We start from the raw sequence: 11,988 nt of genomic DNA, 5'->3' as shown, positions 1-11,988 counted from the left end.
GCAGCATGCTGCTGTCGACCAGCCCCGGAGTTCCCTGAACAGCAACTTCATTCATGTACCGGTCAGTTCAATATTCAGGGCTGATTTCGCCAACAAACGGATAATTCACACCTGTCGACCGCCTCTCCTCTCTCCCCCTCCCGGGAGGCGGTCGACGAAACCAAAATAATTAAAGGTGTGTCCCGATGAACAAGAATTCGCTGCTTGCCCTGGGTCTGCTGGCTGCCCTGCCGTTCGCTGCATCGGCTGCCGATGGCCTGTCGTACAACTACGTTGAAGGCGGCTACGTGAACACCGATGCCAAGGGCGGCGACGCCGATGGCTGGGGCGTGAAGGGCTCGGTGGCCGTCCACCCGAACTTCCACATCTTCGGCGACTACAGCGCGCAGGAAACCGACCGCTTCAAGAATGACGTCGACCAGTGGCGCCTGGGTGTCGGCTACAACTACGGCATCGCACCGAACACCGACCTGGTGGCCCGCGTGGCCTATCAGAAGTACGACGAGAAGCGCGGCCTGGACTTCAATGGCTACTCCACTGAAGTGGGCGTGCGCACCGCGTTCAACCCGTACCTGGAAGGCTACGCGCTGGCCGGCTACGAAGATTTCAGCAAGAAGCACGGCTACAACCCGGACGGCGAGTTCTACGGCCGCGTCGGTGCCACCGCCAAGTTCAACCAGAACTGGGGCCTGAGTGGCGAAGTGAAGCTGGCCAAGGCAGGCGACCGCGAGTGGTTCGTCGGCCCGCGCTTCACCTGGTAAGAAGCGCTCTGTCGTTAGTGCGTGTAACTGGCGTGTGACTCTCTCTCTCTCTCCCGCACGCCATCGAAGCCCGGCCTCGCGCCGGGCTTCACTTTTCTGCGCCCCAAGCGGCTGGCGCGTGACTGAGAACCGCTCCGTCGCAGCGGAAGCCGTTCCGCTATGATCGCCCGCACATCGCTGCACCATGCGCGATGCGCCCGCCTCAAGCCCGCAGGAACTGCCGTGAATTCCCAGCCCGCACCGATCACCGCCCTCAATCACACGCTCGACAACGAGCCGCAGCAGATCACTGCGCCGCTGACCCACTCGGCCGCCTTCCTGGTGCTGAAGGTGAAGGATGATGCGGACTCGATCGCGAAGGTGCGCGACGTGCTGGCCAGCACCGATGACCTGATCAAGAACACGGCCATCCGCGAGATCGAACGGACCTTCACCTGCAACGTGGCGATCGGCCACCGTGTGTGGCAGCCGCTGGTTGGCAGCACGCCGCCGCGCGAGCTGCATCCGTTCCGCGAGATCAAGGGCGCCACCCACACCGCGGTGTCGACCCCCGGCGATCTGCTGTACCACATCCGGGCACGCACGATGGACCTGATCGTGGCGTTCGAGCGCAACCTGCTGATGGCGTTCGGCGATGCGGTGGAGACGGTCGATGAGGTGGCCGGCTTCCGCTATTTCGACGGCCGCGACCTGCTCGATTTCGTTGACGGCACGGCCAATCCGGAAGGGTTGTCGCTGCCGGACGCCACGATCGTCGGCGACGAGGATCCCGCGCATGCCGGCGGCAGCTACGTGGTGGTACAGAAGTACCTGCACAACCTCGACGCATGGCGCGCGCAGAAGACCGAGGTGCAGGAGGCGATCATCGGCCGCACCAAGCACGACAACACCGAGCTGGACGATGCACCGGCCGACGCGCAGAAGTCGCACAAGACGCTGTGCACCATCGAGGACGCCGACGGCGAGCACGACATCCTGCGCGACAACATGCCCTTCGCCAATCCGGGGCGCGGTGAATACGGTACGTACTTCATCGGCTACACGCGCCGCCTGTGGGTGATCGAGAAGATGCTCGAGCGCATGTTCATCGGCAACCCTGCGCCGCTGCATGACCGCATCCTGGACTTCTCCACCGCGATGACCGGCGTGACCTTCTTCGCGCCTTCGCGCAAGGTGCTGGCCGACCTGGGCGGGTAATGCCTGCCCGCCATCTGCCTGTCATCCTCGCCGTCGACGATGGAGCGCTGGACGACTGCATGAGGGTGCTGCCATGGAATCCGTACTTCGCGCCGACCGTCGCCGATGGTGGCGACCGCTGGCATCGCTGATCGGCCTTCTGGCGCTGGGCGGCGCCGGGGCCGTCTCGGCCGAGGAGGCTCCACCACACTGGATGGCCTACGCCGCCACGGCAGGCAGTGAGCTGCAGCAGCGCCTGCAGCAGGAGCAGGACCCGAAGGTGCAGCGCGTGCTGGCCTGGCTGCAGGCGCACCCACAGGTGCCCACGCCGCTGCCGGTCAGCCTCTGGATCGCAGCCGATGGCCGCATCGCGAAACTGGAATTCGACAGTCTCGGCGATGCGCAGGCGGACGCGGATCTGCGCGCGACACTGCAGTCGGCGCCGCTGTCGTCGGCGCCACCGGGCGACATGCGCCAGCCGTTGCGGTTGGGGCTGGTGCTGCAGCCGAAGTGAGGTGTACCGCGCGGCACTACCGCGCCGGCAGCAGCTCGCGCTCCCGCGCCGCCGCACTCCAGGCGCGCAGGCCGAATACTGCCAGCCCCAGGAAGAACACATACAGCGCGGCCGTGACGTGCAGCGACTTGAACAGGTACGCGCCCACATAGACCACGTCCACCCCGATCCACACCCACCAGCACGCCACATGGCGGCGCGCCTGCCACCACTGGCCGACCAGGCTCAGGGCGGTCAGCATCGCGTCCAGCCATGGCAGCGCGGCATCGGTGAAGGTGTGCATGACCGTGCCCAGCGCCACGCCACCGCACAGGCCGATGATCAGGTCACGCAGCAGTTTCCCGCGCGCCAGGGGCACGATGCGGATGCTGCCCTCGTCGGCGGCGTGCTGGCGCCAGTTGATCCAGCCATAGACCAGGAAGCCGGCGAAGGCGACCTGCAGCAGCGTGTCGGAGTACAGCCTGGCCTCGGCGAACACCAGGCCGTACAGCGCCACCGACAGCAGGCCGACCGGCCATGCTGCCAGCCGCCGGCGCGCCATCAGCCATACGCCCAGCACGCTGCACAGCGCGGCGGTCCACTCGAGCACGGCGCCGCTCACAGCGCGAACGTCACCGACAGGCGTGCCTGTCGCGGTGCGCCGGGGAACAGGTAGTAGTCACCGCCGCTGCTGCCGGTGTCGCGCCAGTAGAAGCGGTTGAACACGTTGTCCACCGACAGGTTCCAGGTCACGGCGCGCTCATGCACGCGGTGGCGGAAGCGCAGGCCGGCATCGAACACCGAATAGTCCGGCGCGCGTACGCCGCCGTCGGCACGGGCCACATTGGCGGCGGCATAGCGCCAGCCACCGGTGACATCCAGGCCCTGCACGAACGGCAGTGCGTAGGCCAGGTGCACACTGGCACGCACCTTCGGCACGTTCACCAGCTGATGGCCTTCCTGGCCCGGCGTGCCGGTATCGCGTGCACGCGCCTGCAGCACGCTGGCGCTGGCGACGATCTGCAGCGCATCGGTCAGCTGGCCGTTGGCGGTCAGCTCCAGGCCGGTATGGGTCTGCGTGCCGCGCTCGACGAAGGTGTAACCGGCATCGCTGTCATCCGGCATGGCGTACTGGTAGGGCTGCGAGATGCGGAACAGCGCGGCGCCCAGGGTGAGCGACGCAGCCGGCACGTACTTGACGCCGGCTTCCAGCTGCCGTGACTGCACCGCCGGCAGGAAGGCATCGGCGTTGGAGGTCCAGAACGGTGCCTCCTGGCCCAGCGCAATGCCGCGCACATAACTGGCGTACGCATTGAGCTGGTCGGTGGCCTTCCATACCAGCGCGGTCTGCGGCAGGAAGCGCGACAGCCGGCTGTGCCGCTGCGGCGTGCCGCGCTTGTCGTACGCGCGCTCGTCCAAGCGGACGAAGCGGCCACCAGCCAGCCACTGCCAGTCATCGCCGAACTGCATGCGGTCCAGCGCGAACACGGCGGTCTGGCGGCTGTCCAGACGCCGCGCGGAGGGGCCGGGCATCAGCGGCGAGGGCTCGTACACCGCCACCTGCGTGTCGTGGATGTTGCTGCTGCCTACGTACTCGTTGACGCTCGGTCGCCTGTCCACCGTGCGGCGGAACGTGTCGGCGCCGACCGTCAGCTGGTGGCCGACGCTGCCAGTGTCGAAGCGGCCACGCAGCTCGGCGCGCGCCTGCTGGTTGCGGCGGGTATCGTCCGGACTGCGGTAGTCGTAGATGTCGTAGTCGCCGTTGGGGGCGAAGTAGTTGCCGGGCACGCTGCCATCAGCGCACGCGTCGGCGTAGTAGCAGCCATAGGCGAAGGCGACGTTGTCGTCGATCACCGAGCGGCTGTGGCCCACCGACAGCCGCGACTGCCAGCGCTCGTTGAAGTCGTAGGTGTGTACGGCGGTGATGTTGGTGCTGGCGATTTCCACCGGGCGCTGCCACGGCTGATAGCCCAGCAGGTGCTCGCGGTCGACGCCACGAGGCAGCTCCCGTGCGCCCAGCAGCTGGTAGCCGGACACCGAGCGCTGCGAACTGGTCTGGTAGTTGGCGTCCACTTCCAGCTTGCCGCGCTCGCCGATCAGCCAGTCCGCTGCAAGCGAATAGAAGTTGCGGCGGCCGTCGGCGTGCTCGACGTAGGACTCGCTGCCCTCCCAGGCGGCATTGAGGCGGATGCCGAAACGCGGCGTGATCCAGTGGCCGACATCGACGGCGGCATAGCGCGAGCCTTCCGAATCGGTGCCAAGGGTAGCCGTGCGCACTTCCGCCGGGCGCTTGCCGATGTAGTTGATGATGCCGCCGGGTGCCATCACCCCCGCGGCGAGGCCGGCTTCACCCTTCAGGATCTCCACCGCCTGCACGTTCTCCAGCGCCAGCCGCTGTTCGCCGGCGATGGCCAGGCCGTTGAAGCGGTAGCCGGTGGCGGCATCGAGCGCGAAGCCGCGGATGGCGACGTTCTGGTAGTAGCCCACCGGCGCGTAGGCATCACCGAGCGAGGCGTCATTGCTGGCCAGTTCGGACAACGAGCGCACCTGTCGACGGTCGAGGTAGTCGCGTTCGAGCACGTTCACCGAGGCCGGGGTGTCCTTCCAGGAGCCGGCGCCGAATGCACTGACCCGCGCGCTGTCGGCCGCCGGCCTGCCGGCCTGCACGCGGACCGCTGCCAGCTCGGTGGGCGAACGTTCGCCGCTGTCGGCTGTCACATCGGGGGAGGCTCCAGCCTCGCTGGCATGCAGCGGCAGCGCGGCACAGATGGCGAGAGCGAGCAGGGTGGGACGCAGGCAGCGGTTCATTCGATTCGTCTTCGGACAACAGGGGAGACGAAGCGACGGCGCGCAGGTGCACCGGCCCGGAACGGGGGTGTGGCTGCGGCTCAAAGCTCCCTACGCCGGTGCAAACCGGATCAGGTTCCAAGGGACTCTCTCAGCCTGCAGATCCAGGCACCCCCGCTTCAGGCCGCTATTTCACTACAGATGGCAGGGATTTGCGAGCCGATGCCCTTCAGGCGGCGGCATGCAGCGCCTGCAGCAGGGCCTGGCCGGGTGCGCTGGCGAACCACGCGGCATGGCCCAGCATGAAGGGATACCAGGCGACATCGGCGTTCGCCGTCGAGCCGGTGATGCCTTCGAAGTACTCCACTTCGGACAGTGCGAAGTCGAAGTGGACCATCGGCAGCAGGTCCGCCAGCAGGTGCAGGCGGGTGGCCGACAACGGCAGCACTTCGCGGTAGCCGTCGAGCAGCGCCAGCGCGATGTCGATGCGCACCGCCTCATGGCCCCGCTCCAGCTCCAGCCAGGCCACGGCATTGCGCTCGATCGCGGTGGCCAGGTCGAACAGCGCGCTGGTGGGTGAGGCGAGGCCGAAATCCAGCACGGTGCTGACGTCGTCGCCGCGCCACAGCAGGTTGGACACATGCCAGTCGTTGTGCGCCCACAGCGGCGGCTCGGCGGACAGGCGCTCGGCCAGGCCGGCATGCCAGGGCAGGACGTCGCGGCGCAGCTGCGCCTGCCACGGAATCCGCGCCAGGTAGCGCGCCAGTCCCGGGCGGTCGGGAAGACCCGCTTCCAGCGCGCCGATGGGGTCGGCGGCGCGGATCAGCTCGTCGCGTGCCACCAGGACATGCGTGCTGCGCTGCGGGGCGTGGTAGCTGGCGGCGGCCTGATGCAGCCGGGCCAGCATGCGTCCGGCAGAACGCGCCCGTGCGGTGTCCGTCAGCAGCGTCCAGGAGGCGGCGTCGCGGTACAGATCGTCACCCACCCCCGGCGAATGCAGTTCATAGGTCCAAGGCCCATGCTCGATGGCGCTGTCGCCTCCGGCGGTGGGCAGAACCTTCACCACCGGCACGCCGGCAGCGTCCAGATGGGCGATGAAGCGGTGTTCCTCCTGCAGGCAGGCGGCACTGCGCACGCTGCGGTGGTGGCGCTTGATGAACACCCGGCCGCGGGCACCTTCGGCCAGCGCGGCGGCCGACAACGGCCGGGGGCTGTGCCAACGCAGGGCGCTGTCCGCGTCCAGCACCGGATAACGGCGGGCCAGCCAGGCAACCTCGGCTGCATCGATCGCGGGCCAGTCGGCAGCGACCTCATCGTTGTTGAGGCCCTGCACGCGGTGGGCGGTGGAGGTCATGCGGGGGCCGGGGGCAAAGGAGTCATCCAGGGCTGCGCATTCAACGCCATGGACGGTCCGGACGCAAACGGGCGGGTCATCGACCCGCCCGTTGCCGGTGATGCCGGGCAGTGCCGGCGAGGGTTACCAGCCGCGGTGGCGACCGCGGTCGTGATAGTAGCGGCGGCCGCTGTCGCGCCAGCGGCGGTCATGACCGCGGTCCCGATAGCCATAGCCCCGGTCGTAGCCGCGCTGGTAGCCGCGGTCGTAGCGGCGGTCATAACGACGGTCGTGGCGGTCCGGGGTGGTCAGGTTGCCGATCGCGCCGCCGGCCACGGCACCGCCGACGGTGGCGGCCGGATCGCCATTGGAGATCAGGTGGCCGGCGACGCCGCCCACCACCGCACCGACGACGGTGCGCTTGTCCTTCCTCGACATGGCGCTGGCGTCGCTGACCACGGCGACACCGGCCAGCAGGGCCAGGGCCATCGCCACGCCACGGAAGCTGAGAGCGGAAGTACTGAGCATGTTCGGTTCTCCTGTAGGGGCATGCCACGGTGGGCAGGGAGGGCGCGGGCGCCCTGGCTGCCGTAGTGACCACGCTGGCGCCCGGAGATTGCCGGAACATTGCGTGGGCCACTGGGCGGCGTGCGTATTCATCTAGCGTCAGGCGGCATGAAGCCTGCCTGAAAGTTCAATGGCCGGATGGACAGGATTCAGATTTTGCCGTCACGCAGATAGTCGAACAGCTCCGCATCGCCTTTCAGGCCCAGCTTCAGCATCGCATCGCCCTTCTGCCGGCTGATGGTGCTGACGCTCTTGTGCAGCTGCACCGAGATCTCCTTCACCGTCATGCCGGTGCCGAGCAACCGCAGCACTTCCAGTTCGCGCGGCGACAGCGGTTTGCCGTCGCCTTCGCGCATGCGCCAGCTGCCGGCGGCCTCGACCCGCTCGCGCAGGCTGCGGCTGATATACAGCTGGCCGCGGTTCACCGCCTGGATCGCCTGCGGCAGCTCGTCCATCGACGAACTCTTGTCGACCAGGCCGAGCACGCCGCTGTCGAGCACCATGCGCAGGATCGCCAGGTTGCTGGAAACGCTGAGCATCAGCACCTTGAGGTCGGGATGGCGGCGCCGGATCATGCCGATCATGGCGAAGCCATCGGCCTGGGGACTGCCGGGCATCGAATAGTCGGTGACCAGCAGGTCGCATGGCTGGCTGGTCAGCAGCGCCATCAGCGCCTGGGCGCTGTCGGCTTCACCGACGACCTGGCCAACGCCGCTGGACTCGATGACGGCGCGGGTTCCGATACGGACCACGGGGTGGTCGTCTGCGATGATGATGCGCAAGCTCATGCTCTAGTATGACCACCGGGCACGCCGGGCCGCGACCATCGCGGCTCCTGGCAGGATTCTAGGAGATCAACGCCGATGCGTAGCTGGGCTGTTCGCGGGCGGGTCCTGCTGCTGGCCATGTTGGGTCCTGCCGTCGCTTGGGCGCAACTCGCGCCCGGCCCATTGCCGTTGAGTCCCCTGCAACGCGAATACCTGACCGCGCACCCTCGCATCGTCGTCGGGCAGTATGACAGCGGTTGGCCCCCTTTCGAGTCGATCCACGAAGGCCAGCAGGTCGGCCTGGGACCGGACTACTTGTCGCTTTTGGCTCGTCGTTTGGGCGTGAAAGTCGAGGCACGCCGCTATCCGGACTGGACATCCGTGCTGGACGCGGCATGCCGGGGCGAGATCGATGTGGTCATGAACATCGGCCTGAGTGCCGACCGAACCCGTTGCATGGTCTACACCTCGGCCTATGTCGAAGCGCCACTGGCGGTGGTCGGACGACCTGGAGACCTGCGTGCTTCGGAGATGCCGGATCTTGACGGGCTGCGCGTCGTGATCGAGCAGGATTTCCTGACCGCACCGCAGGTGCGTGCACGATTTCCACGCGCTCGACAACTTGTCGCAAATGGCACTTTGGCGGCGTTGCAGATGGTCAGAGACGACAAGGCCGACGTCTATATCGGTAATGCCTATGTCGCCACCGAGCTGATCGCGGCCCATCAGCTGAAGGGAGTGGTGCTGCTGCGGCCCAGCGATCTGCCGCCGGAGCGGGCGCACTTCGGCGTCCCCAACAGCAAGCAACCGCTGGCCGAGGCATTGGATCTTGCGCTGGCTGCCACCAGCCAGGCGCAGCGGGACGCGCTGGCCCAGCGCTGGCTGCGGCCTCCGGAATGGTCCGCGTCGGCGCAGCTGGCCCTGAGCCAGGCCGAAAAGCGCGTGCTGCAGCAGCCGTTGAAGATCACCTTTGCGCCCAATGCCGCGCCGCTTTCGTTCACCGACGACGACGGCCAGCCCAGCGGCCTGACCAGCGAGTACCTGCGGCGGCTGATCCAGGTCGGCGCCAACCTGAAGGTGGAAACCAGCCACGACTGGTTCGAGGTGCGCAAGAAGGCGCTGCAGGGTGAGGTGCAGGCGGTGATGGGCATTCCCACCGATTCGCGCTACCTGGGGCCGGACTGGGTGTTCAGCCAGCCCTTCATCAGCGTGCCGAGCGTGATCGTCGGCACGCGCGACAGCCCGGCGATCCTGGGGCTGGCCGATCTGCAGGGCAAGCGCGTGCTGCTGTCCGACCCGGAACGCCTGCGCGGCTACGTGCTGCAGCAGGCGCCACGGGCAAAGATCATTCCCGCGCGCAGTGGCGAGCAGGCGTTGCAGCGATTGGCCAATGGCGAGGCCGATGCCTACGTGGGCAACCTGGTCCTGGTCGATCACCTGTTGCGCAACCGCTTCCCGGGCCGTCTGCAGATCCTTGCGCCGGCCGGATTCGGCGACCAGCTGGCGCTGGCTGTCGACCGTCGCCATGCCGCCCTGGCGACCACCTTCGACCGCCTGCTGCTGCAGATGTCACCGCGGGAGCATGAGGCGCTGCGGGGCGACTGGCTGGCCGTGGAATATCGCAGTGGCGTGGACTGGGACGCCGTGCTGCATTGGGGGCTTCCGCTGCTGCTGGTGCTGCTGACCGGGGCGGTGGTGCATGGCGTCGGTCACTGGCGGCTGCGCCGGGAGGTGGCCGGTCGCCGCCATCTGGAGCAGCGCCTGGCCGAGGTCACCGACAATCTGCCTGCGGTGGTCTACCAGGCACGTCGCGACGCGGACGGCAGCCTGGCCTTCCCCTTCATCGCCGGCGACCTGCAGGCACTGTTCGGCATTCCGCGGCAGCGTGCCGAGCAGGATGCGCAGGCGCTGCTGGCGCGGATCGAGGACACCGACCGCCAGGCCGTGCTGCAGGCCATCGACCAGGCGGCCCGCCAGTTCGCGCCGCTGGCCTTCGAGTTCCGCCTGCTGCCGGGTGATGACGGCACGCCCGCGCGCTGGGTACGCAGCCAAGCTCACCCTTACGTCACCGAGGCCGGTGCCGTCACCTGGAGCGGCTACTGGGTGGACGTGACCCAGGCACGCGCACAGGCCGATGCGCTGGCGGCGGCCAAGATCGAGGCGGAACAGGCGGCCGAGGCCAAATCACGCTTCCTGGCCACGATGAGTCATGAGATCCGCACGCCGATGAGCGGTGTACTGGGCATGCTGGAAGTGCTGGCGCACTCGCCGCTGGATGCAGAACAGCAGCGCATCCTTGCCGTGATCGAGGATTCTGCGCAGATGCTGCGGCAGATCCTCGATGACATCCTCGACTACTCGCGCATCGAAGCCGGTGCGCTGCGCCTGGAACCGGTGCCATTGTCACTGCGGACCCTGCTGGAAGGCGTGTGCCGGCTGATGTCGGCGCAGGCCAGCGCGCGTGGCCTGGCCCTGCACGTGCAGATCGATCCGCAGCTGGCTGCGGCGCATGAAGTGGATGGCGTGCGCCTGCGGCAGATCGTCTTCAACCTGCTCAGCAATGCCATCAAGTTCACCGCGCAGGGCGATGTGTGGCTGCGGCTGGAGGTGCTCGGGCCGACCACCGCCGATGGCAGTCAGCCGTTGTGCCTGAGCGTCATCGATACCGGCATGGGCATCGCGCCGGAACAGCTGCAGCACCTCTTCGCGCCGTTCACCCAGGCCGGTGCATACATCCAGCGCGACCACGGCGGAACCGGCCTGGGCCTGAGCATCTGCCAGCGGCTGGTGCAGATGATGGACGGCACGTTGACGCTGCAGAGCACGCTCGGCGAGGGCACCCGCGCGGAGGTCCGTCTGTCGCTGGTGGAAGCCGGCATCGAGGACGTCGCCGTGCTGGCGAGCGAGCACGAGCAGGCGGCGCTGCTGCCGACCGCGCTGCGCCAGAGCCGCGTGCTGGTGATCGAGGATCATCCGACCAACCAGGCGATGATGGCCTGGCGGCTGCAGCAGCTGGGCCTTCCGCACGTGCTGGTGAGTGATGGCCAGCAGGCGCTGGACCGGTTGGCGTCGGAACGCTTCGACCTGGTGATCACCGATTGCCGCATGCCGGTTCTCGATGGCTTTGCGTTCACCCGCCTGCTGCGCGAGCGCGAAGGCCGCCAGGGCCAGGCGCGCATGCCGGTACTGGCATTGACGGCCAGCGTGCTGGACGACGACGCGCGACGTTGCCGCGAGGCCGGCATGGATGAGGTGCTGGCCAAGCCTTTGTCGTTGGCTACGCTGCGCGCGGCGTTGATGCGATGGCTGCCGCAGGCGTCCGTGGCACCGGAGGCGACCGCCGAGTCGCCCGCAGCGGTGGAGGGCGACGCATCGCTGGACCTGGCGGGCCTGCAGCGGCGCTTCGGTTCGCATGCGGTCGCCGTGCAGCTGGCCGCCACCCTGCTGCAGGCCAGCGAGGTGGATATCGCGGCCGTGCAGCGTGCGGTGCAGGCCGGCGACCGCGAGGCCGCCGCCCTGCACCTGCATCGCCAGGCCGGGGGGCTCGGGGCGGTGGGTGCGCATGCGCTGGCAACGCAGGCCAATGCCCTGGTCGAACGCCTGGAAGACGCCGGAGAAGTGGACAGCGCGCCGTTGTTCGCCGAAGTCCAGGCGTTCCTGTCACGCCTGCAGCAGCAGCTGCAGGGGCTGTCTCACTGAGCGGACTGCTGCTGCAGGTAAGCGATCACCAGCGCACGTCGTTCGGCGCTGGGAAACGCGTTGTACATGCGTGTGCCGGGCACCTGCTGCGTTGGTGACTGCAGGAAGGCATCCAGGGTCTGCGCGGTCCAGACGATGTCGGCCCGGCGCATGCCCTGCGAATAGCCATAGTCGGGCAGGCTGCCAGCGCGGCGTCCGATCACACCGTGCAGGTTGGGGCCGAACCGGTGGATGCCACCGGCCTGCACCGTGTGGCAGCCCGCACACAGTTCGAATGCGCGCTGCATCGCCTGTTGTCGCGCCTGCTCAGGCGTGGCCGTGCGCTGGCAGCCGCTGCACGCCAGCAGCAGGACGAGGGCAGGGAGCAGACGGAAGGCACGCATGGGCGGAGAGGATAGCCGTGGC

10 protein-coding genes and 1 riboswitch are annotated in these 11,988 nt (G+C 68.0%); of the genes, 4 read left to right on the top strand and 6 right to left on the bottom strand.

Features of this window, described 5'->3' with window-relative positions:
* Positions 1 to 185: 185 nt before the first annotated feature.
* The 3 genes from AC5P76_RS11115 (at position 186) to AC5P76_RS11105 (ending at position 2,451) form a co-directional block, all read left to right on the top strand.
* Positions 186 to 761 (top strand): OmpO family porin, encoded by a 576-nt coding sequence (locus tag AC5P76_RS11115; RefSeq protein ID WP_065174160.1) that lies wholly within the window; start codon positions 186 to 188, stop codon positions 759 to 761.
* A gap of 222 nt (positions 762 to 983) precedes the next feature.
* A complete protein-coding gene (locus AC5P76_RS11110; protein WP_065174161.1) occupies positions 984 to 1,958 on the top strand; it encodes a Dyp-type peroxidase in 975 nt (324 codons plus the stop codon).
* Between the two features lie 73 nt (positions 1,959 to 2,031).
* Positions 2,032 to 2,451: a hypothetical protein gene (locus AC5P76_RS11105; protein ID WP_111186518.1), complete on the top strand. Its 420-nt coding sequence runs from the start codon at positions 2,032 to 2,034 to the stop codon at positions 2,449 to 2,451.
* A gap of 16 nt (positions 2,452 to 2,467) precedes the next feature.
* Here the strand turns inward: AC5P76_RS11105 and pnuC are convergent, their stop codons facing one another.
* From pnuC to AC5P76_RS11080, 5 genes are all read right to left on the bottom strand, one after another.
* The gene (gene pnuC / locus AC5P76_RS11100) at positions 2,468 to 3,040 is read right to left on the bottom strand and encodes a nicotinamide riboside transporter PnuC (RefSeq protein WP_053518445.1); all 573 of its coding nucleotides are present in this window, start codon (positions 3,038 to 3,040) and stop codon (positions 2,468 to 2,470) included.
* Positions 3,041 to 3,048: 8 nt separating this feature from the next.
* Positions 3,049 to 5,238, bottom strand: a complete 2,190-nt coding sequence (locus AC5P76_RS11095; protein WP_495222746.1) for a TonB-dependent receptor — start codon at positions 5,236 to 5,238, stop codon at positions 3,049 to 3,051.
* Between the two features lie 70 nt (positions 5,239 to 5,308).
* Positions 5,309 to 5,403: riboswitch (TPP riboswitch) on the bottom strand.
* 43 nt (positions 5,404 to 5,446) lie between these two features.
* Positions 5,447 to 6,571: a phosphotransferase enzyme family protein gene (locus AC5P76_RS11090; RefSeq protein WP_478053711.1), complete on the bottom strand. Its 1,125-nt coding sequence runs from the start codon at positions 6,569 to 6,571 to the stop codon at positions 5,447 to 5,449.
* 123 nt (positions 6,572 to 6,694) lie between these two features.
* On the bottom strand, positions 6,695 to 7,078 hold the full coding sequence (locus tag AC5P76_RS11085; protein WP_495222745.1) for a glycine zipper 2TM domain-containing protein: 384 nt from the start codon (positions 7,076 to 7,078) through the stop codon (positions 6,695 to 6,697).
* Positions 7,079 to 7,266: 188 nt separating this feature from the next.
* Positions 7,267 to 7,905 (bottom strand): response regulator, encoded by a 639-nt coding sequence (locus AC5P76_RS11080; protein ID WP_053518414.1) that lies wholly within the window; start codon positions 7,903 to 7,905, stop codon positions 7,267 to 7,269.
* Positions 7,906 to 7,980: 75 nt separating this feature from the next.
* On the opposite strand from AC5P76_RS11080, the gene AC5P76_RS11075 reads away from it, so the two are divergent.
* Positions 7,981 to 11,583, top strand: a complete 3,603-nt coding sequence (locus AC5P76_RS11075; RefSeq protein WP_495222744.1) for an ATP-binding protein — start codon at positions 7,981 to 7,983, stop codon at positions 11,581 to 11,583.
* Here the strand turns inward: AC5P76_RS11075 and AC5P76_RS11070 are convergent.
* On the bottom strand, positions 11,577 to 11,966 hold the full coding sequence (locus AC5P76_RS11070; RefSeq protein WP_253118343.1) for a c-type cytochrome: 390 nt from the start codon (positions 11,964 to 11,966) through the stop codon (positions 11,577 to 11,579). The genes AC5P76_RS11075 and AC5P76_RS11070 overlap by 7 nt on opposite strands.
* Positions 11,967 to 11,988 lie beyond the last annotated feature (22 nt).

The sequence above is a fragment of the Stenotrophomonas sp. YJH_SMC_36 genome (assembly GCF_059369935.1).
The sequence above is the reverse complement of the archived record's forward strand: the minus strand, read 5'-3'. Positions and strand labels throughout refer to the sequence as shown.

Excerpts from the sequence above, each read along its gene's own strand:
- AC5P76_RS11115 (WP_065174160.1), top strand. The coding sequence starts at position 186 with ATGAACAAGAATTCGCTGCTTGCCCTGGGTCTGCTGGCTGCCCTGCCG.
- AC5P76_RS11105 (WP_111186518.1), top strand. The coding sequence starts at position 2,032 with ATGGAATCCGTACTTCGCGCCGACCGTCGCCGATGGTGGCGACCGCTG.
- AC5P76_RS11080 (WP_053518414.1), bottom strand. The coding sequence starts at position 7,905 with ATGAGCTTGCGCATCATCATCGCAGACGACCACCCCGTGGTCCGTATC.
- AC5P76_RS11075 (WP_495222744.1), top strand. The coding sequence starts at position 7,981 with ATGCGTAGCTGGGCTGTTCGCGGGCGGGTCCTGCTGCTGGCCATGTTG.
- AC5P76_RS11085 (WP_495222745.1), bottom strand. The coding sequence starts at position 7,078 with ATGCTCAGTACTTCCGCTCTCAGCTTCCGTGGCGTGGCGATGGCCCTG.
- AC5P76_RS11070 (WP_253118343.1), bottom strand. The coding sequence starts at position 11,966 with ATGCGTGCCTTCCGTCTGCTCCCTGCCCTCGTCCTGCTGCTGGCGTGC.
- AC5P76_RS11090 (WP_478053711.1), bottom strand. The coding sequence starts at position 6,571 with ATGACCTCCACCGCCCACCGCGTGCAGGGCCTCAACAACGATGAGGTC.
- AC5P76_RS11095 (WP_495222746.1), bottom strand. The coding sequence starts at position 5,238 with ATGAACCGCTGCCTGCGTCCCACCCTGCTCGCTCTCGCCATCTGTGCC.